The following is a 24,287-nucleotide window of genomic DNA, read 5'->3' on the forward strand; positions in this document are numbered from 1 at the left end:
TTTATTGACGATATTTTTAGTAAAAAGCGTTTCATGCCTGTAACAACAGAGCTAAGAACATCCTGAAGCGTAGCTAAGAAAAAATTTTCATAAGGGTTATGCCAAAAAAAACTTATGCGGTTCGCCAAATCCAGCACATTGTTCCACTCGAAAGCCTTTGTTTTATGCGCTTTAGGGAGCACAGAAAGGCTTGAGGAAAGTTCCACTCACTTTGCGACATACGGCGAAGTACTGCTAAAGGGGAGGGACGCGTAGCGGCTGATGAGCGACAGATTTTTGTCACTCGGGTGATTCACCACCGTTACGTAGCGCTAGTGGGCCTGCTGCAGCGAACAGATATTCCAAGTGCTTGATTTCGCTGGAGTTTCTGAACCTGCACAACCTGCGAAACGAACTGTCGAGGTGCGAGCGTCGCCCCGACAACCCGCTTGAGCCATGGGCTGCTTCGCAAACCAGCGCCGACGGTGGTCGGCAGCGGAGGAATGCACATGGCAACGCTCATCGGGATCGTCACTAAAGTCATTGGTCAGGTTTTCGCTCAGTCGGCGGACGGCACTCGTCGCGCACTGGTCGAAGGCGATCGTCTGTTTGCAGGGGATCAATTGATCACCGGGGCGCAGGGGGCGGTTGCCGTTCATCTGCAAAACGGCCAGGAACTGACCCTCGGCCGCGACAGCAGCCTGACCATGACCGGCCAATTGCTCGCCGATCAGGCGGCTCACGTCAATGCACCGGAAGCGGTGACCCCGAGCGAGTCGCAACTGACCGACGTCGAACAGATCCAGAAAGCCATTGCCGCCGGCGATGACCCGACCCAATCCGCCGAAGCGACAGCGGCCGGCCCCGGCGCCACCGGTGGTGCGCCGGGCGCACTGGGTGGCGGCCACAGTTTCGTGTTGCTGACCGAAGTGGCCGGCCGGGTCGATCCGGTCATCGGTTTCCCCACCGCCGGTTTCAATGGCATTCCCGAGTTTCCCGAAGAACGCCACAACGCGGTGATCGACAACGGTGACGACACCGCGCCGATCACTCCACCACCACCGCCAGTCAACAATCCGGTAACACTCACCGGGCTGTCTGTTGCCGGTGGCGAATTGAATCTTAACGAAGCCAATCTGCCCGACGGTTCCGCTGCCAACCCTGGCGCGCTGACCCAGACCGGCAGCTTCACGGTGTCGGCGCCGGACGGTCTGAGCAGCCTGAGCATCGGCGGCATTAACGTGATCGTCGGTGGCGTGCCGATCGGTTTCCCGCAATCGATCACCACGCAACTGGGCAACACCCTGACCATCACCGGCTACAACCCGGCCACCGGCACGGTCAGCTACAGCTACACCCTCAACGGCAACGAAACCCACGCGGCGGGCGACGGGACGAACAACCTCAGCGAACAGTTCACTGTGATTGCCGGCGACAGCAATGGCGACACCGCGACCGGCACGCTCGACGTCAACATTACCGACGATGTCCCGAAAGCGTTCGATGACAACAATGGCACGGCCTCAGAGACCCAACTGACCCTGACCGGCAACGTCCTGACCAACGACGTGCAAGGCGCCGACCGTGTACCTGTCGGCGACAACGCCGGCCCGATCACCCCCGGCACCTTCATCGGCACTTACGGCACGTTGGTGCTCAACGCCAACGGCACCTACACCTACACGCTCAATACCAGTGATGCGGACTTCAAGAATCTGCATGGCGGTGGCAATGGCACCGAGACTTTCACTTACACCCTGACCGATGCCGACGGTGACACCAGCACCGCGAACCTCGTTTTGCAGATCCACAACAACGACGACCCTGTGATCATCAACGGGTTGAACGTCGAGGGCGGTGAACTCACCGTCTACGAAAAAAACCTCGGCGACGGCAGCGACCCGGACTCGGGAGCCCTGACCCAAAGCGGCACCTTCACCATCACCGCACTGGACGGCGTCACCACGCTGACCATCGGCGGCATCGCCGTGGTCACCAATGGCGTGGCGGCAGGTTTCCCGCAATCCATCGTCACTCCGTTGGGCAGCACCCTGACCATCACCGGTTTCAACGCCGCCACCGGTGTTGTCAGCTACAGCTACACCCTGGTCGACAACGAAGCGCATCCAACCGCCAATGGCGCCAACGTGCTCAACGAGCAGTTCGCCGTGACCGTGGTCGACGACAACGGCACCACCGCCAATGCGACGCTGGACGTGAACATCGTCGACGACCTGCCAAAAGGTGTGGATGACAGCAACGCCGGCACTGCTTCGGAAACCAATCTCACACTGAGCGGCAACGTCCTGACCAACGACGTGCAGGGTGCCGACCGCGTGCCAACCGGCCCGAATGCCGGCCCGATCACGGCGGGCACTTTCACCGGGACTTACGGGACTCTGGTACTGAACGCCAACGGTACTTACACCTACACCCTCAACACCAGCGACGCCGATTTCAAAGCGCTGCACGGCGGCGGCAACGGCACTGAAACCTTCACCTACACCATCACCGATGCCGACGGCGATACCAGCACCGCGAATCTCGTGCTGCAAATCCACAACAACGACGACCCGGTAATCATCAACGGCCTCGACGTGAATGGCGGCGAGCTCACCGTCTACGAGAAAAACCTCGGCGACGGCAGCAACCCCGATGCTCCAGCGCTGACCCAAAGCGGCACCTTCACCATCACCGCGCTGGACGGCGTCACCACGCTGACCATTGGCGGCATCGCCGTGGTCACCAACGGCGTGGCGGCAGGCTTCCCACAATCGGTGACTACGCCACTGGGCAGCACGCTGACCATCACCGGTTTCAACGCCGCCACCGGCGTTGTCAGCTACAGCTACACCCTGGTCGACAACGAAGCGCACCCGACTGCCAACGGCGCCAATGTCCTGAACGAGCAGTTCGCCGTGACCGTGGTCGATGACAACGGCACCACCGCCAATGCCACGCTGGACGTGAACATCGTCGACGACCTGCCAAAAGGCGTGGACGACAGCAACGCCGGCACCGCTTCGGAATCCAACCTCACCTTGAGCGGCAACGTCCTGACCAACGACGTGCAGGGCGCCGACCGCGTACCGACCGGCCCCAATGCCGGCCCGATCACGGCGGGTACGTTCACCGGGACTTACGGGACCCTGGTGCTGAATGCCAACGGCACCTACACCTACACGCTCAACACCAACGATGCAGACTTCAAAAACCTGCACGGCGGCGGCAACGGCACCGAGACCTTCACCTACACCATCACCGATGCCGACGGCGACACCAGCACCGCCAACCTGGTGCTGAACATTCACAACAACGACGATCCGGTGGTCCTCAACGGCCTCGACGTGAATGGTGGCGAACTCACCGTCTACGAGAAAAACCTCGGCGACGGCAGCAGCCCTGACGCTCCAGCGCTGACCCAAAGCGGCACCTTCACCATCACCGCGCTGGACGGCGTCACCACACTGACCATCGGCGGCATTGCCGTGGTCACCAACGGTGTGGCGGCTGGCTTCCCACAATCGGTGACCACGCCACTGGGCAGCACGCTAACCATCACCGGCTTCAACGCGGTGACTGGCGTCGTCAGCTACAGCTACACCCTGGTCGACAACGAAGCGCACCCGAATGCCAACGGCGCCAACGTGCTCAACGAGCAGTTCGCCGTGACCGTGGTCGATGACAACGGCACCACCGCCAATGCGACGCTGGACGTGAACATCGTCGACGACCTGCCAAAAGGCGTGGACGACAGCAACGCCGGCACCGCTTCGGAATCCAACCTCACCTTGAGCGGCAACGTCCTGACCAACGACGTGCAGGGCGCCGACCGCGTACCGACCGGCCCCAATGCCGGCCCGATCACGGCGGGTACGTTCACCGGGACTTACGGGACCCTGGTGCTGAATGCCAACGGCACCTACACCTACACGCTCAACACCAACGATGCAGACTTCAAAAACCTGCACGGCGGCGGCAACGGCACCGAGACCTTCACCTACACCATCACCGATGCCGACGGCGACACCAGCACCGCCAACCTGGTGCTGAACATTCACAACAACGACGATCCGGTGGTCCTCAACGGCCTCGACGTGAATGGTGGCGAACTCACCGTCTACGAGAAAAACCTCAGCGACGGCACCAGCCCCGACACCCCGGCGCTGACCCAGAGCGGCACCTTCACCGTGACGGCCCTCGACGGTCTGCAAACCCTGACCGTGGGCGGCATCGCCGTGATGACCAATGGCGTGGCGGCCGGCTTCCCGCAATCGACCGTCACCCCGCTGGGCAGCACGCTGACCATCACTGGATACGACCCGGCCACGGGCGTGGTCAGCTACAGCTACACCCTGGTGGATAACGAAACCCATCCGACCGCCAACGGCGCCAACAGCATCACCGAGAACTTCAACGTGGTGGCGACGGACACCGACGGCAGCACCGCCACCGGACAGATCAACGTCAACATCATCGACGACCTGCCGACCGCCAAACCCGACGCGACGTCGGTGCAGGAGGGCGGCACCGTCAGCGGCAACGTGCTGGACAACGACATCGGCGGCGCCGACGGCCCGGCAGCCAGTGGCGCGGTAGTGGGCGTGCGCGCCGGCTCCGACACCTCGACCTCGGCCATCGGCGGCCTCAACAGCAACATCAACGGCACTTACGGCTACCTGACCCTCGACGCCAACGGCAACGCGGTCTATCACAGCAACCCGAATGCCGTGAGCGGCCCGGGTGCGGTGGATGTGTTCGTGTACACCGTGCGCGATTCCGACGGCGATGAAAGCATCACCACCATCACCATCGACGTCTACAACAGCTGCCTCAAAGCCGTCAGCGACACCGACGTCACCGTGTACGAAAAAGCCCTCGACCTGACCAAGGACGGCCAGGATCTGGCCGCTGGCACGGTCACCGGCAGCGATCCGACCAGCACTGGCGAAACCGCGTCGGGCACGCTGGTCGGCTCGGTCACCGGCGCGGTCGGTGCGATCAGCTACGCGCTGGTCGGCAGCGCCACCGGCAACTACGGGCAAATCGTGCTCAACCCCGACGGCACATACACCTACACCCTGACCTCTCCGGCCAGCACCACCCCGCACGCCGATGACGGCGCCAACACCCTGACCGAAACCTTCACCTACCAGGCCACCGATTCGCTGGGCAACGTCGTCACCAGCACCCTCGTGGTCAGCATCGTCGATGACGTGCCGAAGGCGATCAACGACAGCAACGCCAGCACCGCGTCGGAAAACCAGTTGACCCTCAACGGCAACGTGCTGACCAACGACGTGCAAGGCGCCGACGTGGTGGCGACCGGCCCGAATGCCGGCCCGATCACCCCCGGCACCTTCACTGGCACTTACGGCACCCTGGTGCTGAACGCCAACGGCACTTACACCTACACGCTGAACACCAACGATGTGGACTTCAAGAACCTGCACGGCGGTGGCAACGGCACCGAGACCTTCACCTACACCCTGACCGATGCCGACGGCGACACCAGCACCGCCAACCTGGTGCTGAACATTCACAACAACGACGATCCGGTGGTCCTCAACGGCCTCGACGTGAATGGTGGCGAACTCACCGTCTACGAGAAAAACCTCAGCGACGGCACCAGCCCCGACACCCCGGCGCTGACCCAGAGCGGCACCTTCACCGTGACGGCCCTCGACGGTCTGCAAACCCTGACCGTGGGCGGCATCGCCGTGATGACCAACGGCGTGGCCGCCGGCTTCCCGCAATCGACCGTCACCCCGCTGGGCAGCACGTTGACCATCACCGGATACGACCCGGCCACGGGCGTGGTCAGCTACAGCTACACCCTGGTGGATAACGAAACCCATCCGACCGCCAACGGCGCCAACAGCATCACCGAGAACTTCAACGTGGTGGCGACGGACACCGACGGCAGCACCGCGACCGGGCAGATCAACGTCAACATCATCGATGACTTGCCGACCGCCAAGGCCGACACCGGCTCGGTGGCAGAGGGCGGCACGGTCAACATCAGCGTGCTGGGCAATGACATCAGTGGCGCGGATGGCGCTGCGATCGTGGTCGGCGTGCGCGCCGGCGGCAACACCGCGACCTCGGCCATCGGCGGCCTCAACAGCAACATCAACGGCAACTACGGCTACCTGACCCTCGATGCGGCGGGCAATGCGGTCTATCACAGCAACCCGAACTCGGTGAGCCCGCCGGGCGCTACCGATACTTTCACCTACACCATCCGCGACAGTGACGGCGATGAAAGCACCACCACCATCACCGTCAACGTCGCCGACAGCAAGCTTGTGGCCTCGACCGATCAGGACGTCACCGTCTATGAAAAAGCCCTCGACCTGACCCAGGACGGACAAGACCTCGCCCCCGGCACGGTCACCGGCAGCGAGCCGGGCAACACCGGCGAAACCGCGACCGGCACGCTGGTCGGTTCAGTCAGCGGCGGCAGCGGGGCGATCACCTACACCCTGGTCGGCAGCGCCACCGGCACCTATGGGCAGATCCAGCTCAACGCCGACGGCACCTACACTTACACCCTGACCTCGGCGCCGAAAACCACGCCGAATGCCAACGACGGGCCGAACACCCTGAGCGAAAGCTTTACCTACAAAGCCACCGATGCGCTCGGCAACAGCACCACCAGCAACATCGTGGTCAACATCGTCGACGACGTGCCAAAAGCCGTGGCGTCGGATCGTTCGGTGGCGGCGGTGGAGATCGACTCCAACATCCTCATCGTCCTCGACATCTCCGGCAGCATGGCCGACGCCTCCGGCGTGCCGGGCCTGTCGCGGCTGGAACTGGCCAAGCAGGCGATCAGCGCCTTGCTCGACAAGTACGATGATCTGGGCGATGTGAAAGTGCAGCTCGTCACCTTCAGCAGCAACGCCACCGACCGCACTTCGGTGTGGGTCGATGTCGCCACGGCCAAGACCCTTCTGGCCAGCCTCAGCGCGGGCGGCGGCACCAACTACGACGCCGCTGTGGCGACCATGTACAACGCGTTCAACACCTCGGGCAAACTCACCGGGGCGCAGAACGTCGGCTACTTCTTCTCCGACGGCAAACCCAACGAGGGTGACATCGGCACCGCCGACGAAGCGACGCTCAAGGCGTTCCTCGATGCCAACAACATCAAGAACTACGCGATCGGCCTGGGCAGCGGCGTGAGCAACGCCAACCTCGATCCGCTGGCGTACGACGGCATCACGCACACCAACACCAACGCGGTGGTGGTCACCGACCTCAATCAACTGAACTCGGTCTTGTCCGGCACGGTGCAGGGCGCGCCGGTCACCGGTTCGTTTATCGGCGAGGGCGGCACGTTCGGCGCCGATGGCGGGTTCATCAAATCCATCGTGGTCGACGGCACCACCTACACCTATGACCCGAAAGCCAACGGCGGTCAGGGTTCGCTGGTCGCCAGCGGCGGCGCCAACCACGGCACGTTCAACACGGTGAACAACACCCTGAGCATCGCCACCAACAACAGCGGCACCCTGGTGGTCAACCTCGACACCGGCGACTACAGCTACACCTCGCAAAAAACCACCGCCGTGGTGATCACCGAAAACATCGGCTTCACCCTCAGCGACAACGATGGCGACCTCGCCAGCTCGACGCTGACCGTGAAAGTGATCCCCAACGCGCCTCCGGTGGCGGCGGACGACCACATCATCACCAACGTGCTGTCGGGCAACATCGTGGTGCCGGGCGAACTGTTGCTGGCCAACGACACCGACCCCAACGGCGACACCCTCAACGCTACGCCAACCTCGTTCAACACCGGCTGGGTCTCCAGATCGGCAGACTTCACCGGCAGCGGCGCGATCAGCTTCACCGGCACCAACGCCAACACCGCCGCCAATCAGAACCTGGCCAACGTGCGTAACTCGTTCAGCGCCAACGCCGCCACCATGACCGCCGTGCTGGTGGTCAGCGGCTACCTCGGCGCGGTGACCAACACCAACGCCAACGATGAAGACCGCATCACCGTCAACCTGCGCCAGGGCGAAACCCTCAACCTGGACCACAACCTGGCGGCCGGTCACATCACCATGGAGTACTCGATCAACGGCGGCGCTTACATTGCCCTCGCGGACGGCCAGACCCTGACCGCGACGTCCGACGGCGTCTACCAGATCCACATCACCAACATCAGCAACACCACGGGCAGCAACGCCAACGCGGCGGAGAACTACCAGCTGACCATGACCCTCAACTACGCCGGGGCCCACGACATCACCCCGGACTACCACGGCACCTACACCGCCAACGACAACCACGGCGGCAGCGACACGGCAAACGTGACCATCAGCTATCAGGACGGCCACACCCTCACTGGGACCTCGGGCGATGACGTACTGGTGGCGGGCACCGGCGACAACATCATCAATGCCGGCGACGGCAACGACGTGCTCACCGCTGGCTCCGGCAACAACGAACTGCACGGCGGCGCCGGCAACGACTTGCTCTACAGCGGCCCGGGCAACGATTTGCTCGACGGTGGCACTGGCATCGACACCGCCAGCTACGCCCACGCGACCGCCGGGGTGACGGTCAACCTCGGCCTGCTCGGTGCGCAAAACACCATTGGCGCCGGCACAGACACCCTGACCGGCATCGAAAACCTCGTCGGCTCGAACTTCAACGACACCCTCACCGGCGACAACAATAACAACGTGATCAACGGCGGCCTGGGCAACGATATCCTCAACGGCGGCGGGGGCGATGACCTGCTGATCGGCGGGATGGGCAACAACACCCTGACCGGCGGACCGGGTGCCGACACCTTCCAGTGGCTCAAGGGCAACAGCGGTCACGACCTCGTCACCGACTTCACCCCCGGCACCGACAAGCTCGACCTGTCGCAACTGCTGCAAGGTGAAAACGGCACGTCGGCGTCACTGGATGACTACCTGCACTTCACCGTCACCGGCAGCGGCGCCTCGGTCATGACCAGCATCGACGTCAGCGCCATGGCCGGCGCCACGCCGAACCAGACCATCGACCTGGCCGGCGTCAACCTCGCCAGCCACTACGGTGTGACGCCGGGGGCGGGTGGGTTGATCGCCAGCGGGCACGACACGGCGACCATCATCAACGGCATGCTCAATGATCATTCGTTGAAGGTGGATACGGTTTGATCTGAACGCTGAAACGACAAAACCCGCCGCCCCGATCAAACGGGACGGCGGGTTTTTCATGCCGCAAGTGATGTGTTGCCTGGGAGTGAGCCTTCGTCGGATCGCCGCCCGGAGCAAGGTCATGCGTCTAGCACACCTTTAAACCACGCCGCCGTACCTGTGGGAGCGGGCTTGCCCCGGGCGGCGATCCGACGAAGGCGTCATGTCTGTCACGCATTATTCGCGACGGTGCATTTACCTTCTTTACACCGCTGCTTCGGTTTTCAACTCCAGATTATCCAGCACCCGATTCACCGCCAGCTCACCCAGCATGATCAACTGCGCAATCCCCAACAACACATGCCGGTGCGAGCCATCCACCAGCCCGGCGAAGTCATTGGCCATGGTCTTGGCCGAAGTCAGGGTTTCGCAGGCGTCGGCCAGCAGTTCTTCGCTGTCGATACCGGGGGCGATGAGGTAGCGGGTGTTGGGTTTGAGCAATGGTTTTCGGGGGAGCAGGGGATTGAGGTAGTGATCGAGCGCGCGCTCGGCGGCTTCGTGGAATTTCTTGGAGTCGAGGGTTTCGTAGGGGGAAGTCGAATCGACTTCGGGCGGGTTTGGCGTTGGTTTGATCATGGCGAATCTCCGTGATTGGATTTAGCCGCCACGACTCATCGCTAAACAAGTAAAGGTGGCGGCTGTACGCAGGTTAGCGATCCGGGTCACAGAAACCCCGGGTAGACCCGAAGGTCTCCCACGCACAGCCACCATTACGCCAAGTGCAGAGAAGAGACTGCAATCGGGATTGGGCGTTGTTGCGTCTGTATGGAGCCGGATCGCTAAACCCGATCGCTGTTTTTCAGCGACCGCCAAACAATAGAACCCGTCCCCAAGGCGCACAAGCCGGCGGATTCTGGCGGATGCGTAGGCAATGGCGCAAGGTTGTGTGGCTTTGCGGACATAACCTTAAACACACTTCAACAGCTGCGTTGGCTCGTACCCGAAACGACAAAACCCGCGCTCCCAATTTAATGGGAGCGCGGGTTTTCAGGGTCGGGGGTGGTAAACAAATGCGTCCCCTTTTCTCGTCCTTATATAAATGCGTCCCCTTGTAACATCCGCTCTCCACACGTGGTTAGTTAATATGTAATTGTAAAATTGTCTATGTAAGAGTAGCTGCCACCATCTTTAAGCACCATGGCTTTTATTTTTCTGCCAGCTGGCGCAGAAAATTGCATCCAGTCTGCTGTTGGGAATGTAATTTCGCTAATAACGTAATTATTTTCGTCTAGGAACTTTGCAGTGCCCTTGTGACGGGACACAATTCCAAACTTGATGGTGCTAGCTGCGTTATTTAATGTAATTCTGATACTCGCGGATAGGGCGATATATAAGCTTTTGCCAGTAATCAACGACCCTTGAGTGAGATCTCCTTTCAAGTGAACATGGTCACTCTCCGCCTTCACCGTCATCGTAGGAAAAGGTCTCTCGGTGTTGATGGGTATCGAGCCGAGAACGCCAGTTTCAAATTCTTCGTAAGCCGTACGAGCCACAACCTTCAGATTGCGCACATTCGAAAAGGTGTCTGTGCTGTGATATCGCGATTTAGCATACAAACGACGGTCGCCCAGCTCCACGTCAATTGTGATTTCCCAAACTCCCGTCGTTTCATCGGCCTTTGCTTTGCCCTTGGGTACAGCGCTCGGGCCACTGCCATCATAGATTTCAACCTCGTGGCCCTTGCTCGCTGTACCCCTGAGTTTCAAGGAAGTACTGACGGTTTCGGTGCCTTCCGGCACTTCCCGATTGTCGGCGTCCAGTACATTATCCAGCGTCGGCGTGACCAGAGCCGTTACGGTCAGTTTGTACTCCTGCGAGCTTTGCCCCGAACCATACAACGCCTTGGCCGTGAAACTGTGAAGCACGGCTGTCAGGCCGGTCACCAGCAGGGTCCAGATGCCGGTTCCCAGATCGGCCACGGGCTGACCTTGGGACACGCTGCCCAGCAGAACATCGACCTTCTGGCCCTTGGCGGCGACGCCCGACAGGGTGACCGCCGTTTCCACGGTGAATCCGTCCGGCGGAATCTCGTCCCCGCTGGGTGAGCCTTTTGCCGAGGTGATGACAGGCTTCACGTCGGCTAGTAGCACGGTCAGGGTTCTAGGCGGAGTCGAAACAGGCCCCGAATCATAGTTGCCTTTAATTGCATAACTATGAGGCCCTGATGTTTGAACACCCGTGTTATAGGTCCAGTTGCCATTCCCATCCACGGCGATCAGCCCCAGCTGAACCCCGTCGATCAGTAGATAAATGGTTGAGTTCGGCCTGGCTGTTCCGCTCATTGCAAACAACGTATCAGAAGTACCGGTGCCCTCAGGAATTTCTACTCCGCTGATCAAGCCTTTGATCGAATCAATCGTCAGCGTCTCGGCTGCACCCACGGTCAAGACCCATTGGTGAGAGGGCGCCGAACTTGAGTTTGCACGCAAGCCAAAGGTGTGCACCCCGTCAAGCATATTCAGCTCCCGATGAAGGTATCGACCGCTCTGGTTGTACACGCTGCCGGCCGGTGTCAGAACTCTAAGGGCGCCGTTATGGTTATCGATTATTTCAAGCGGATCTCCGTGCGGCCCGTCAGCACCTATTTCGATGTCTTTGGATTGCGTGGTGTCGGGGTTATTCAGCGGAGTTCCACCGGGATACGTGGTGAGGAAAGAGAAAAACGGATTCTGGGTACTCATGAGAAACGCTCCTTCGTTGACTTAGTCGTTTCTGCCGGATACAGAAGCGGGCCTGTCACATGAAGCGCCACCAGATAAATGTTGCGCACCTGTCAACTCTGACAGTTACGACAAAAGGTCAGGACTTGCGCAACGTCTTCTGCCGCAAGATATAAACCGTCACCAGCACTGCACTGGTCAGCATGAACCCCCGCGCCCACACCAGCGGGACCAGGTAGCACGAGAACAGAATGCTCACCCACATCAGCCCGATCGCATAGACCTTGCCCTTGAGCGGTATGCCGTTGCCATCGAGGTAGTCGCGGATCCATGGCCCGAGCCGGGGATGCTCGACCAGCCATTGATAGAAACGCGGAGAGCTGCGGGCGAAGCAGGCGGCTGCCAGCAGGAGGAAAGGGGTGGTGGGGAGAACAGGCAGGAAAATCCCGATCACCCCCAATGCCACGCTCAGCCAGCCGATGGCCAGCAGGATGTAGCGCAACATCAGGGGGCGGTTGCCTATGGGATTGTCCATAGGCCGGATCTTAGTGGTGACGTGGCTTGAGGATCGCCGGTTTTTCGTCGGGCGCCTGGCACAGCAGGTACAGCGCGGTCAGGGCTTCCGGGATCTGCACAATCATGTCGTCCATCAGGTTGGCGTCCTTGGCGATGTCTTCGAACTCAGGCTGTTCGTCGAAAAGGCCCGAACCGACCATGATCGGCAGGAGCATTTCGCTGACTTCTTCTTCGGCGGTTTCGAACCAGGCCGCTTCGCGCAGGAACACGCCTTCCATGAAGCCGATGCACCAGCCGCGCAGTTCGGAATCGTCCGGGTCGTCGCCCAGGTCCAGCTCGCATGGCAGCTCGAACTCTTCGTCCGACGCCAGTTGGCGGGCGATGTGGGCCTTGAGGCCGATCAGCGTGGCTTCGATCTCTTCACGCTGCGCTTCGCTGCTGTAGTGCGGCTCTTCGGCGAACAGGGCGTCGATCCATTCACGCTCCGGCACCACGTCGGCGCAGATCGACAGCGCAGTCAGGTAACCGTGAGCGGCCACGTAGTCCAGCGCCTCTTCATGCAGCTCGTCGGCGTCGAGGAAGACTTGCAGGCGGGTTAGTTGCTCGGCGAAGGACATTAAAGGGCTACCTTGGGGGAATAAACAATGCGGGAATTCTAGGCCTTCTTGAGCCCTCAAGCCAGCCGCACGGCAGATTTGCCCGCACAAGCTTCTTCTCGGCGGTGCCCTCTGCCGGGGAGGGCTCGGGTATACTGCCGCGCTTTGCGATCCCTGCCGGTGTCGCGGCTGATTGTGTAGGGCGCGATGCAATGCGCGCTTACGTTTTGTTTAAAGCAGCCTCGGCTGTCTTGAACCAGCCTGTGCAGGGATGTTTCGGTGGATTTTTGGAGTTTTTATGCTCGAACAGGCTCAACGCGTCCTCAAGGACATCTTCGGCTACGACAGTTTCCGTGGCCGTCAGGGTGCAATCATTGAGCGCGTGGCCAGTGGCGGTGATGCCCTTGTCCTGATGCCGACCGGCGGTGGCAAGTCCCTGTGCTTCCAGGTGCCGGCGCTGTTGCGCGATGGCCTGGCGGTGGTGGTTTCGCCGCTGATTGCGCTGATGGACGATCAGGTCGCCACCCTCGAAGAGCTGGGCGTTGCCGCCGCCGCGTTGAACTCCACATTAAGCGCTGAACAGCAGCGCGATCTCGCCAACCGGATCAAGCGTGGCGAAGTGAAGATGCTGTATCTGGCGCCGGAGCGGCTGGTGCAGCCGCGCATGCTGTCGTTTCTGCAAGGCTTGAACATCGCCCTGTTCGCCATCGACGAAGCGCACTGCGTATCGCAATGGGGCCATGACTTCCGCCCGGAATACCTGCAACTGGGGCAGTTGGCGGAAATGTTCCCCGACGTGCCGCGCATTGCCCTGACCGCCACCGCCGACAAGCGTACCCGCGAAGAAATCGTCACCCGCCTGCACCTGCAGAATGCCGAGCGTTTCCTCTCGAGTTTCGACCGGCCGAACATCTTCTACCGCATCGTGCCCAAGGAGCAGCCGCGCAAGCAGTTGCTGGCGTTCCTTGCCGAGCGGCGCAGTGACGCCGGCATCGTCTACTGCCTGTCGCGCAAGAAAGTGGAGGAGGTGGCCGCTTTTCTCACCGAGCAGGGCTTCCCGGCGCTGCCGTATCACGCCGGTCTGCCCAACGATCTGCGCGCCTATCACCAGAAGCGCTTCCTCAACGAGGAAGGCCTGATCATGGTCGCCACCGTGGCGTTCGGCATGGGCATCGACAAACCCAACGTGCGCTTCGTCGCTCACCTCGACCTGCCGAAATCCCTTGAAGCCTATTACCAGGAAACCGGACGCGGTGGCCGTGATGGCCTGCCGGCGGACGCCTGGATGGCTTACGGTCTGCAAGACGTGGTGATGCTCAAGCAGATGCTGCAGAACTCCGAGGGCGACGAGCGCCACAAGCGTCTGGAGCAGCACAAGCTCGATGCCATGCTCTCGCTCTGCGAAGAAACCCGCTGCCGCCGTCAGGCGCTGCTGGCGTATTTCGATGAAGACATGCCGGAGCCGTGCGGTCACTGCGACAACTGCACCGACGGCGTGCAGACCTGGGACGCCACCGAGCCTGCGCGTCAGGCGCTGTCGGCGATCTATCGCACCGGCCAGCGTTACGGCGTCGGCCATCTGGTGGACGTGCTGCTGGGCAAGGACAACGAAAAGGTCCGCAGCTTCGGTCATCAGCACCTGTCGGTGTTCGGCGTGGGCAAGGCGCTGGGGGAGAGCGAATGGCGCTCGCTGTTCCGCCAGTTGGTGGCCCGTGGTCTGGCGGATGTCGATCACGAAGGCTATGGCGGCCTGCGATTGAGCGATACCTGCCGGCCTTTGCTCAAGGGCGAAGTGACCCTTGAACTGCGCCGCGACCTCAAACCACAAATCACCGCCAAGAGCGGCAGCAAGAGCCAGGCCAGTCAATTGGTGCGTGGCGAAGAGCGCGAACAGTGGGAAGCCTTGCGCGCCCTGCGGCGCAAACTGGCGGAAGAACACGGCGTGCCGCCGTACGTCATCTTCCCCGACTCGACCCTGCTGGAAATGCTCCGCAGCCAGCCGACCTCGCTGGCGGACATGGCCCGGGTCAGCGGCGTCGGCGCGCGCAAGCTGGAGCGTTACGGCGAGGCCTTCCTCGAAGTGCTCGGCGGCGAGGCCGAGGCGCCGAAAGTGGTGGCCGACGTGCGTCACGAACTGATCACCCTGGCCCGCGCCGGCATGACGCCGTTGCAGATCTCCGGTCAGTTGCAGTGCTCGGAAAAGAATGTCTACACCATGCTCGCCGAAGCCATTGGCAAGCAGCAACTGTCGCTGGAACAGGCGCTGGACCTGCCGGAAGACCTGATGGGCGAAGTACAGGATGCTTTCCTCGACGGCGAAGGCGAGTTGCCGTCGGTCGCCGAAGTGGCCGAGCTGTTTGCCGGTCGTGTTCCGGAAGGCGTGCTGTATTGCGTAAGGGCTGCGCTGCAATCCGAGTTTGAAATGTAAGAGGGCGTTTGTGCCAACCGTTATACGGTTGTAACGATTCAGTACAGGACGCCTCTTGCCTATAGCCAAATGTCATGCTTAGCTGACTAATAATTAGTTTTTCTCTATTTGTTCAGTCTAATCATGAGTGTTTTATGCCGTTAACCGATCAACACCGTTTTGGCATGCAATTGGCCCAGATGTCCCGTGGCTGGCGTGCCGAACTCGATCGCCGGCTGGCCGGCCTGGGCTTGTCCCAGGCGCGTTGGCTGGTGCTGCTGCATCTGGCGCGCTTCGAAGAGGCGCCGACCCAGCGGGAGCTGGCGCAAAGCGTCGGCGTCGAAGGGCCGACCCTGGCCCGTCTGCTCGACAGCCTGGAAAGCCAGGGCCTGGTGCAACGCCAGTCAGTGATGGAAGACCGCCGGGCGAAAAAAATCGTGCTGTGTGCTCCGGCCCTGCCGCTGATCGAACAGATCGAAACCATCGCCACGCAACTGCGCAAGGAATTGTTCGAAGGCGTCGACGAAGCGGATTTGAAGGTGTGCATGCGGGTTCACGGGCACATTCTGGCTAACCTGGAAAAGTCTTGAGGCATAACCGCGTGCCGTTTTTTTGAGAGATCGCGCTGGGCGGACTATAAGAACTACTGGGCAATATCGTGTTCGTACCGGATGTGCGAACGCATAGAAGTCGGTTTTGCTTATACAAGGGATGCTCATGCTCGGAAGTCGGCACGTAGTACTGCGTTGCGCCAACTCGCTGCTGGTGGCCGGTGTTCTCACCTGGTCCACCGCCTCATTGGCGCTGGGGCTCGGTGACATCACCGTGCATTCAGCCCTCAATCAGCCGCTCAAGGCTGACATCGCGCTGGTGGATGTCGGGGGCGTCAGTGAAAGCGAACTGGCGGTTCGTCTGGCCTCGGCGGACGAGTTTGGCCGCGCCGGTATCGAGCGCGTGTTTTTTCTCAATGACCTCAAGTTCACCCCGATCCTGCGCGCCAATCGCAACATGATCCGGGTGACTTCGACCAAACCGGTCAACGAACCCTTTCTGAATTTCCTGGTGCAGCTCGATCAGCCCAACGGCCACCTGCTGCGCGAATACACCGTGCTGATCGACCCGCCGGGCTCACCGGGAATTGTTCCGGCCACCGACGAGCCAACGGCGCGCGCGCAATCCTCGGAATTCCCGACCCCCGAGGCTCCCACCGCAACTACGCCGGCCAAACCTGCTGCGCCGGTGCAGCCACCGGCTCCGGTCGCCGCCGCGCAGGCCGAACAACTGGCGGCGAGTCTTGTGCAGAACCAGCAACTGCAAAAAACCATCGATGCATTGAACGTGAAGCTTCAGGCGCAGGAAGTGCTGATCGCTGACGGCAAGAAACAGCTCGGTGATTTGCAGGCCCGTCTGATTGAAGTGCAACAGGCACCCCCAGTGACCGCAGCGCCCGTGGCACCTGTGCCGGCGCCGGTCATTGCCCCGGTCGAGGCTCAAGAGGATTCACTAAACTGGCCGCTGCTCGGCGGATTGTTGCTGGTATTGGGGTTGCTGGTGGCGGGGTTGTATGTGCGCCGGCAACGCCAGCAGGCGCAAGGGACTGCTGCGCCGTTGCCGTTCCTGCCGGTACGAAACGAACCCCCGGTCGACGACGCCGAACCGATGCAGTCGAGTGCCATTCACAGTGCTGTCGAGCATCGCGAGGAACACGCCAACGGCGATGTGCTGGAAGCGGTCGGCATTTATCTGGCTTACGGACGCCTGGGCGAGGCCGCCGGCCTGTTGCGCGATGCGTTGCAGCGGGAGCCGGAGCGCATCGACCTTGGCGTGCAGTTGCTTGAAGTGCTGGGGCGGCAGGGCGACACGCCGATCTATGACGAGCAGGAAAACCGCCTGCGCCAGCTCGGGGTCGAGGATCAGCGCTTGCAGGAGATTCGCGCCCGCTACCCGAAACTGGCCAGCGCCGCACCTCTGGCGGCAGCGGCTCCGGTGATTGCCGCGCTGCCGATCGAACCCCCTGTGGAGCCGGAACCCGAAGACAATTTCGAACTGAACCTGGATCAGCTCTCGATGGCGTCGAGTTGGGATCTTGAGGAGACTCGCTCCACCACCGACGTACCTGAACAGGCGCCATCAACGCTCGGCTCCGATCTGCAGGTACTGCCACAGGATTTCGAATTGCCGGAAACCCTGCCCGACGATACCGAAACCGCCGAACTGGAATGGATCGCCGAGCCGGAAGCGCAGCCGCTGGACGAGGACTTTCTCAACGAATTTGGCGATCCCGGCATGTCGCTCTCGCTGGAGCCGCTGGAGCTGCAGGCCCCGGAACCCGAACCCGAACCCGAACCCTCGGACGCCGCCAACGCCGGCAAACTCGAACAGGCCCAGACCTGCATCGACGACGGCGATCTCGACAGCGCCATTGCCTTGCTCAACGAACTGCTCAAGGAAGCCGACGAACCCCTCAAGCAAACGGCGCGCACGCTGTTGGCGGGGATTCGCTGACCGCTGTCAGAAGGTCTGCCCGAGGTTCAGGTACACCGCCTGCTCATCCGCATCGTTCAGTCCATAGCTGAAGTTCAGCGGCCCCAGCGGCGTATCGAAGCCGATGAACACGCTGGCGGCGTTGATGTAGCCACTGTCGAACTCGTTGTCGTTGTTCCACGCCCGGCCGCGTTCCAGCGAGGCGCCGGCGTACAGCGGGAAGTCCAGCGGCAGGTACGAGCGCGGGGTGAGACGGCGGTAATACACCGCACGCATCAGACTGACGTTCTGCCCGGAGATCGCGTCCTCGCGGAAACCGGACAATTGCCGGGCACCGCCGAGCAGGAAACTGGAGGTCACCACGTTGGCATCGTCCAGCGTTCGACCGTAACGACCGCCCAGGATCAGCGTATCCGGGCCGCTGCTCATGGCCTTGTCCAGTTTGAATTCCCACTGCCGGTAGCGCGTGTCGGAACCCAGGCTCGGCTCGAACTGCACCAGGGTCAGGCCGATGTCTTCGCCTTCGTGGGGGTAGTAGACGTTGTCCAGCGAGTCGAAGGAATACTTCAACGCATAGAACCCTTCGTTGAAGTTTTCGCTCGGCAGATCCTGATCGCCGATCCGCACATCGGCCTTGCCCCAGGCCTCGCCGACGCCGAAACGCACTTCGCCGCTGTTGCCGATCTGACGGCCAACATTGAGGCCGAAGCCGTAGCGCTCGACGCGATACTGGGCGATCGGATCGTTGTCCAGCACCGAGTCGACGTTCTGTGCGGCGAACGACGCATAAGGCGCCACGAAGTAGCGAGAGCCCACGTCCAGCGGTTGATAGAACTCGCTGTACAGTTCTTGTTTATCGCCGATTTGCGCCCGGGTCAGCCATTCCGCGCCGAGCCGGTTGATGCCGTTCATGCGGTAACTGGCGCCGAGGTTGAAGGCGCTGTCGCCGCGCATGTCGTCCGACAGGCTGAGGCCGACCCGCAGGTAATCGGTGCCGGTGCGTTTGCCGCGCGCGCTGATCACCAGCGTGTGATCCGTGCCCTTGTGCACCACGCGGTATTGCACCTGCTCGAAATAATCGAGGCCGTACAGGGTGCCCATGTCGGTTTGCAGGCGACCCAGGTCCAGCGGTTCGCCGATGTGCTGGCGGATGTAGTAGCGGATCACGTCATCGCCGACTTTCGAGTCGTTCTCGACCTTGATCGCAGTGATGATCGGCGTGCGCTGGCCCGGCGCGCGGGCGGCGTTGAGCTCGGCGTCCTGCGACTGCACCGGTTTGAGGCGGGCAAGGCGCACGTTCAGGGCCTGGGTCGCTCGGTAGCCGGCGTCGATCATTTCCTGGCCACGGCCGAAGTCGGTGGAACCGAAGCTCGCCAGCGGCGGCTGGATCAGCACGTCATTGGGGTGCAGGGTCGCCAGTTGCTCTTCGGAGTTGCGTCGGGTCATCAGGGTGATCGACTGGTTCAGCACATCGACCACGGTCACCAGTTGCTTGCGGTTGCGCAGCGGGGTGCCGATGTCGACCACGATGGCCACGTCGACGCCCATTTCCCGCGCCACATCGAGGGGAATGTTGTCGGTCATGCCACCATCCACCAGCAGTCTGCCGTCGAGTTCGACCGGGGCGAACACTGCCGGGATCGACATGCTGGCGCGGATCACCTGGGGCAGATGGCCCTTGCGGAACACCACTTTTTCGCCGTTGGCGATGTCGGTGGTCACGGCGCGGAACGGTATCGGCAGCTTGTCGAAATCCCGGGTGTCGCTGGTGTGGGCCAGCAGGCTTTCCAGCAGCAGCGCGAGGTTCTGGCCTTGAATGACGCCCAATGGCAGGCCGAGACTGCCGTCGTCGCGAAAGCTCAGCTTCTGTTTCACCAGAAAATCGCGGTCGTCCTGCTTGCGCCGGAACGGTACGTCTTTGCGGGGCGGAGCGTCGGACAATGCCTGCTGCCAGTCGATGGTCAGGGCGAGTTTTTCCAGCTCGTCAATCTTGTAGCCCGAGGCGAACAACCCGCCGACCACCGCGCCCATGCTGGTGCCGGCAATCGCATCGATCTTGATACCTTGCTCTTCCAGCGCCTTGAGCACACCGATGTGCGCCAGGCCACGGGCCGCGCCGCCGGACAGCACCAGGCCGACTTTCGGGCGTGTGGTCTCACTGGCATGGGCGCTGACACCAGCGAACAGGGGTAGGAAACCAAGCAACAGGCAGATCAGCAGACGACGCATCGTGAGTCTCGGGGCGAGCGATAAAGCCGGCTATTATAGCGGCGCCCTCTGGCTCAGGAGTTTCAGCAATCATGACCGTCACAAAACCGGAAATCGTCATCACCTATTGCACGCAATGCCAGTGGCTGTTGCGCGCCGCGTGGCTGGCGCAAGAGCTGCTCAGCACCTTCGGCGACGACCTCGGCAAAGTGTCCCTGGTGCCGGGCACCGGCGGGATATTCCACATCACCTGCAACGACGTGCAGATCTGGGAGCGCAAGGCCGACGGCGGCTTCCCCGAGGCCAAGGTGCTCAAGCAGCGGGTGCGCGACCGGATCGACCCTGACCGCGACCTCGGCCACAACGACCGTACTCAGTGAGAGGCCGCCTCAGCCGCGACGGTTTTCTTGTCGCTGCTGCCTGACATCCGGCTCGACACCACGATCGCAACGATGATCAGCGCGCCGCCGATCAGCATGCGCAGGGTCGGATCTTCATCGAACAGCAGCCAGGCCACGGTAATTCCGTACACCGGCTCCATGGCGAACACCACCGCGGCGGTGCGCGCCTTGATTACCGCGAGGCTGGCGACGAACAGACTGTGGGCGACGCCGGTGCAGAACACCCCGAGCAGACCGATCCACAACCAGTCGATGGCCCGCACTTCGCTCAGTTGCGGCGCCGCCACCGGCAGCAGACACAACGCCACCACCACGTTCTGACACAGCGCTGCCTGCACCGCCGGGATGCGCCCGGAGCTGGCGCGGTTGGTCAGGGACAACAGGGAAAACAGCAGGCCGGACAGAATCGCCCAGAGCAGGCCGGTGGTCGCGCCGCTGGCCAGATCGAACGCCGGCGTCACCAGTACCAGCCCGACACTGACCAGCACCACCAGCACGATTTCATTGATGCGGATGCGTTCGCGAAAGATCAGCCCTTCGAGGATCACCGTGAAGGCCGGGAAACTGGCGAAACCCAGGGTCGCGATGGCAACGCCCGCGACCTTGACCGCAATGAAGAAACTCACCCAGTGCCCGGCCAGCAGCACACCGCTCAGGGCCAGTCGCCGCCAGTCGACGGCCTGCAGTTTCTGCCAGCCGCCCTGTTGGGCGAAGCGGGCGAAGAACGCCAGGGCCAGCACGGCAAACGCGGCGCGCCCGAACACGATGACGGCGGGCGTTGCGGCCGCGAGTTTGCCGAAGACGCCGGTCAGGCCGAACATCAGTGCGCCGATATGCAGGGCGCCGAGGGCGGTACGGGGAGTCATTGCAGTCCTTTTTCCAAACACCATTACAGGCACACATTGAAGCGTGTAACGGCGCAAAAGTCTGTCGGCAGGCTATCGACTTTTGTCGTCAGCCTCGCGTCGCAATTGTGTAGGAGACGTACCGAACTCACGCAGGACGGCGGCCGAGAACGCGCTTTGCGAGTTGTAGCCGACCCGGCTGGCCACTTCACCGACGGGCAGCGTGGTGTTGCGCAACAGCGCCACGGCTTTGTGCAGCCGGCGGCTGCGAATGTAGTCCATCGGTGTCTGCCCGCATTCGGCGACGAACCGCGCATGCAACCGGGCGCTGGACAATCCGGCGATGCGCGCCAGATCCGCGACTTGCAACGGATAGGCCGCGTACTGCTCGATGTGCGCGTCGAGTGCCGCGTAGGGCAGGCGGCGCGCGACGATCTCGCCGGGTGGCACGTGGTTCAGGCTTGCCAGCAACAACACCGCGCCCTGTTGCGCAATCAGCGGATCGTCCACCGGACTGTTCGCCAGCCAGTTGACCAATTGACCTTGCCCGGCATCCAGCGACAACCGCGCGGCGTTGTCCAGCAGGCGACGACTGGCATCGGCGTGATCGCCCAGCGAGCGCGCCAGCCATTGTTCGTCCGGCACATCCAGCACCAGACAACGGCTGCCCTTGGGACTGCCGCACGCGTGATGCGCGCCGGCGGGGATCACCACGAAGCTCTGCTGCAAGACCTGGCTGCCACGCCCTTCGACTTCGAAATCCAGCGCGCCGGACAGGCCGAACACCAGTTGCGCGTGGTCGTGGCTGTGGGCGATCAGGTCGTGGCTGTAATGGCGCAGGGTCAGGATCGGTTGCATGGTGGTCTCCGGGCGAGCCGCCAGTCTACACCGGCGCAGGGGCGACGCGTTTGTCACACGACTGACGCACACCTGTCATGGTCGATTAACCGGGCGCGCGCACAGTGGCGAAAACATCGCAGAGGGTTGCCCATGACCAGCGCCGAGCTCGCCAGACCCAGCCGTAAACAACGGGTTCGCACCCTGTGGATCTCCGACGTGCACCTGGGCACGCGGGATTGCCAGGCCGAGCATCTGTCGCAATTTCTCAAGGGCTATCACGCCGACAAGATCTACCTGGTCGGTGACATCATCGACGGCTGGAAACTGCGCGGCGGCATGTACTGGCCCCAGGCGCACACCAACGTGATCCGCCGTTTGCTGACCATGAGCAAACGCGGCACCGAGGTGATCTACGTCACCGGTAACCACGACGAATTCCTGCGCCGCTATTCGAAACTGATTCTGGGCAACATCCAGTTGGTGGACGAAGCGGTGCACGTCACCGCCGATGGCCGGCATCTGCTGGTGATTCACGGCGACCAGTTCGACGTGATCACCCGTTACCACCGCTGGCTCGCGTTCCTCGGCGATTCGGCCTACGAGTTCACCCTGACCCTCAACCGCTGGCTCAATCACTGGCGGGCGAAATACGGTTACGGCTACTGGTCGCTGTCGGCCTATCTCAAGCACAAGGTGAAGACCGCGGTCAGCTTCATCAGCGACTTCGAAGAAGCCATCGCCCACGAATGCGTGAAGCGCGAGTTGCACGGGGTGGTCTGCGGACACATTCACCACGCCGAGATCCGCAAGGTCGGCGAGGTGGATTACCTCAATTGTGGCGATTGGGTGGAGTCGTGTACGGCGCTGATCGAGCACTGGGACGGCACGATCGAGCTGTATCGCCTGGCCGATGCGCAGGCGCGGGAGGCCGAACTGAAAGCGGCGAAGGTTGCCGAACTGGCTTAGGATCTCTGGTGGTTTCGATGGCCTCTTCGCGGGCAAGCCCGCTCCCACAGACCGCGTCGCTCATAGATTCTGTGTACGGCGCGAAACCTGTGGGAGCGGGTTTGCTCCGGGCGGCGATCCGACGAAGAGGCCGGCACAGCCGACATCACACTCAGGCCGAGCTGTGCTCTTCCATTGCCGCCTTGTAGATCGAGTTTTTCGGCTGGGCAAACAGCCTTTCCATCATCGGCTCGAAGAAGCTCAGCGGCAGGGTGTCGTACTCGGGGTCGAATGCCGCTGCGTCGTATTTGGCGCAGAACTCCGCGGTCGCCAGAAACTGCGGGTGGTCGCTGAACTGCTCGCGCAGGTGCCGATCCATGCCCAAGTGATGGAAGAAGTAGTAGCCCTGGAAGATCCCGTGCTTTTCCACCATCCACAGGTTTTCGGCACTGACGAACGGCTTGAGGATGGCGGCGGCAATGTCCGGGTGATTATAGGAGCCGAGGGTGTCGCCGATGTCGTGGAGCAGGGCGCAGACCACGTATTCCTCGTCACGGCCGTCGCGAAAGGCGCGGGTCGCGGTTTGCAGCGAGTGGGTCAGGCGATCCACCGGGAAACCGCCGAAATCGCCTTCGAGCAGTTTCAGGTGGGCCATGATCCGGCCCGGCAGTTGGCGGGCGTAGGCGCTGAAATCCGCCGCAATGATCGCCCAGTCTTCCTGCGTGCCGTCCTTCATGTGGGTGAAACGGGCATTGGCATTCATCGGCAGTCCTCTTGGTCGGAATTTCTAGAACGGCACGCGGCCCAGGATCATGTCGCGGTACATGACGAAGTCGCCGAGCAGGCTGTAGAACGGGTGCTGGAAGGTGGCCGGGCGGTTTTTCTCGAAAAAGAAATGGCCGACCCAGGCAAAGCTGTAGCCGGCCAGCGGCAACGCAAGTAAAAGCAGCCAGGCGCCCTTGGCGATGGTCAGGGCGAGAATGAAGATCACCAGCGTCGTGCCGATGAAATGCAGGCGACGGCAGGTGCTGTTGCTGTGCTCGCTGAGGTAATACGGATAGAACTCGGCGAAGCTGTTGAAAGGCTTGAGGGTTTCCACGACTGCGATCTCTGTGGCTATTGTTCTGATTGCAAGTTGTTCGGCGGGTAGCTTATTTGAGTCTAGAGTGATCATTGGCGTCGGCCAGTGACAATCGGCGCCAC

Annotated in this window: 15 protein-coding genes; 6 read left to right on the forward strand and 9 right to left on the reverse strand. The window is 61.8% G+C overall.

The features are described from left to right. Positions 1-488 precede the first annotated feature (488 nt). Complete coding sequence (locus K3819_RS07575) at positions 489-9,143, forward strand: retention module-containing protein (RefSeq protein ID WP_221398954.1); 8,655 nt, start codon at positions 489-491, stop codon at positions 9,141-9,143. A 243-nt stretch (positions 9,144-9,386) separates the two neighbouring features. Here K3819_RS07575 and K3819_RS07580 read toward each other — a convergent pair whose 3' ends face one another. From K3819_RS07580 to K3819_RS07595, 4 genes are all read right to left on the reverse strand, one after another. Further along, positions 9,387-9,758: a DUF6124 family protein gene (locus K3819_RS07580; protein WP_085611567.1), complete on the reverse strand. Its 372-nt coding sequence runs from the start codon at positions 9,756-9,758 to the stop codon at positions 9,387-9,389. A 503-nt stretch (positions 9,759-10,261) separates the two neighbouring features. After that, positions 10,262-11,863, reverse strand: a complete 1,602-nt coding sequence (locus K3819_RS07585) for a hypothetical protein (protein WP_221398955.1) — start codon at positions 11,861-11,863, stop codon at positions 10,262-10,264. A 118-nt stretch (positions 11,864-11,981) separates the two neighbouring features. Then, positions 11,982-12,377, reverse strand: coding sequence for a YbaN family protein (locus K3819_RS07590; protein ID WP_119430030.1), 396 nt, complete (start codon positions 12,375-12,377; stop codon positions 11,982-11,984). A 10-nt stretch (positions 12,378-12,387) separates the two neighbouring features. Continuing rightward, positions 12,388-12,975, reverse strand: coding sequence for a YecA family protein (locus K3819_RS07595; RefSeq protein ID WP_064594261.1), 588 nt, complete (start codon positions 12,973-12,975; stop codon positions 12,388-12,390). Positions 12,976-13,252: 277 nt separating this feature from the next. On the opposite strand from K3819_RS07595, the gene recQ reads away from it, so the two are divergent. From recQ to K3819_RS07610, 3 genes are all read left to right on the forward strand, one after another. Beyond that, positions 13,253-15,382, forward strand: coding sequence for a DNA helicase RecQ (gene recQ, locus K3819_RS07600; protein ID WP_221398956.1), 2,130 nt, complete (start codon positions 13,253-13,255; stop codon positions 15,380-15,382). A gap of 134 nt (positions 15,383-15,516) precedes the next feature. Continuing rightward, entirely contained in the window at positions 15,517-15,951 is a 435-nt protein-coding gene (locus K3819_RS07605) for a MarR family transcriptional regulator (RefSeq protein WP_039765478.1), read from the forward strand. Between the two features lie 127 nt (positions 15,952-16,078). Next, complete coding sequence (locus K3819_RS07610) at positions 16,079-17,866, forward strand: FimV/HubP family polar landmark protein (RefSeq protein ID WP_221398957.1); 1,788 nt, start codon at positions 16,079-16,081, stop codon at positions 17,864-17,866. Between the two features lie 6 nt (positions 17,867-17,872). On the opposite strand, the gene K3819_RS07615 is transcribed toward K3819_RS07610, so the two are convergent. Continuing rightward, positions 17,873-20,074, reverse strand: a complete 2,202-nt coding sequence (locus K3819_RS07615) for a patatin-like phospholipase family protein (RefSeq protein ID WP_221398958.1) — start codon at positions 20,072-20,074, stop codon at positions 17,873-17,875. 71 nt (positions 20,075-20,145) lie between these two features. Between K3819_RS07615 and K3819_RS07620 the strand changes: the two genes are divergently transcribed. Beyond that, positions 20,146-20,433 carry a SelT/SelW/SelH family protein gene (locus K3819_RS07620; protein ID WP_039765482.1) on the forward strand — a complete coding sequence of 96 codons (288 nt, stop codon included), beginning with the start codon at positions 20,146-20,148 and terminating at the stop codon, positions 20,431-20,433. On the opposite strand, the gene K3819_RS07625 is transcribed toward K3819_RS07620, so the two are convergent. Both K3819_RS07625 and K3819_RS07630 read right to left on the reverse strand, forming a co-directional pair. Then, the gene (locus tag K3819_RS07625; protein ID WP_007958389.1) at positions 20,427-21,320 is read right to left on the reverse strand and encodes a DMT family transporter; all 894 of its coding nucleotides are present in this window, start codon (positions 21,318-21,320) and stop codon (positions 20,427-20,429) included. The genes K3819_RS07620 and K3819_RS07625 overlap by 7 nt on opposite strands. Before the next feature lie 72 nt (positions 21,321-21,392). Continuing rightward, entirely contained in the window at positions 21,393-22,157 is a 765-nt protein-coding gene (locus tag K3819_RS07630) for an AraC family transcriptional regulator (RefSeq protein ID WP_085611563.1), read from the reverse strand. Positions 22,158-22,289: 132 nt separating this feature from the next. Between K3819_RS07630 and K3819_RS07635 the strand changes: the two genes are divergently transcribed. Beyond that, positions 22,290-23,105, forward strand: a complete 816-nt coding sequence (locus tag K3819_RS07635; RefSeq protein WP_007958385.1) for a UDP-2,3-diacylglucosamine diphosphatase — start codon at positions 22,290-22,292, stop codon at positions 23,103-23,105. A gap of 151 nt (positions 23,106-23,256) precedes the next feature. On the opposite strand, the gene K3819_RS07640 is transcribed toward K3819_RS07635, so the two are convergent. Together K3819_RS07640 and K3819_RS07645 are read right to left on the reverse strand one after the other, a co-directional pair. After that, positions 23,257-23,847, reverse strand: coding sequence for an HD domain-containing protein (locus tag K3819_RS07640; protein WP_221398959.1), 591 nt, complete (start codon positions 23,845-23,847; stop codon positions 23,257-23,259). Positions 23,848-23,871: 24 nt separating this feature from the next. Continuing rightward, positions 23,872-24,183: a DUF962 domain-containing protein gene (locus K3819_RS07645; RefSeq protein WP_041475173.1), complete on the reverse strand. Its 312-nt coding sequence runs from the start codon at positions 24,181-24,183 to the stop codon at positions 23,872-23,874. Positions 24,184-24,287: the final 104 nt, after the last annotated feature.

This window comes from Pseudomonas sp. 3-2, assembly GCF_019710535.1.
In the GTDB taxonomy this organism is placed as follows: domain Bacteria; phylum Pseudomonadota; class Gammaproteobacteria; order Pseudomonadales; family Pseudomonadaceae; genus Aquipseudomonas; species Aquipseudomonas pharyngis.

Excerpts from the sequence above, each read along its gene's own strand:
- K3819_RS07575 (WP_221398954.1), top strand. The coding sequence starts at position 489 with ATGGCAACGCTCATCGGGATCGTCACTAAAGTCATTGGTCAGGTTTTC.
- K3819_RS07580 (WP_085611567.1), bottom strand. The coding sequence starts at position 9,758 with ATGATCAAACCAACGCCAAACCCGCCCGAAGTCGATTCGACTTCCCCC.
- K3819_RS07585 (WP_221398955.1), bottom strand. The coding sequence starts at position 11,863 with ATGAGTACCCAGAATCCGTTTTTCTCTTTCCTCACCACGTATCCCGGT.
- K3819_RS07590 (WP_119430030.1), bottom strand. The coding sequence starts at position 12,377 with ATGGACAATCCCATAGGCAACCGCCCCCTGATGTTGCGCTACATCCTG.
- K3819_RS07595 (WP_064594261.1), bottom strand. The coding sequence starts at position 12,975 with ATGTCCTTCGCCGAGCAACTAACCCGCCTGCAAGTCTTCCTCGACGCC.
- recQ (WP_221398956.1), top strand. The coding sequence starts at position 13,253 with ATGCTCGAACAGGCTCAACGCGTCCTCAAGGACATCTTCGGCTACGAC.
- K3819_RS07605 (WP_039765478.1), top strand. The coding sequence starts at position 15,517 with ATGCCGTTAACCGATCAACACCGTTTTGGCATGCAATTGGCCCAGATG.
- K3819_RS07610 (WP_221398957.1), top strand. The coding sequence starts at position 16,079 with ATGCTCGGAAGTCGGCACGTAGTACTGCGTTGCGCCAACTCGCTGCTG.
- K3819_RS07615 (WP_221398958.1), bottom strand. The coding sequence starts at position 20,074 with ATGCGTCGTCTGCTGATCTGCCTGTTGCTTGGTTTCCTACCCCTGTTC.
- K3819_RS07620 (WP_039765482.1), top strand. The coding sequence starts at position 20,146 with ATGACCGTCACAAAACCGGAAATCGTCATCACCTATTGCACGCAATGC.
- K3819_RS07625 (WP_007958389.1), bottom strand. The coding sequence starts at position 21,320 with ATGACTCCCCGTACCGCCCTCGGCGCCCTGCATATCGGCGCACTGATG.
- K3819_RS07630 (WP_085611563.1), bottom strand. The coding sequence starts at position 22,157 with ATGCAACCGATCCTGACCCTGCGCCATTACAGCCACGACCTGATCGCC.
- K3819_RS07635 (WP_007958385.1), top strand. The coding sequence starts at position 22,290 with ATGACCAGCGCCGAGCTCGCCAGACCCAGCCGTAAACAACGGGTTCGC.
- K3819_RS07640 (WP_221398959.1), bottom strand. The coding sequence starts at position 23,847 with ATGAATGCCAATGCCCGTTTCACCCACATGAAGGACGGCACGCAGGAA.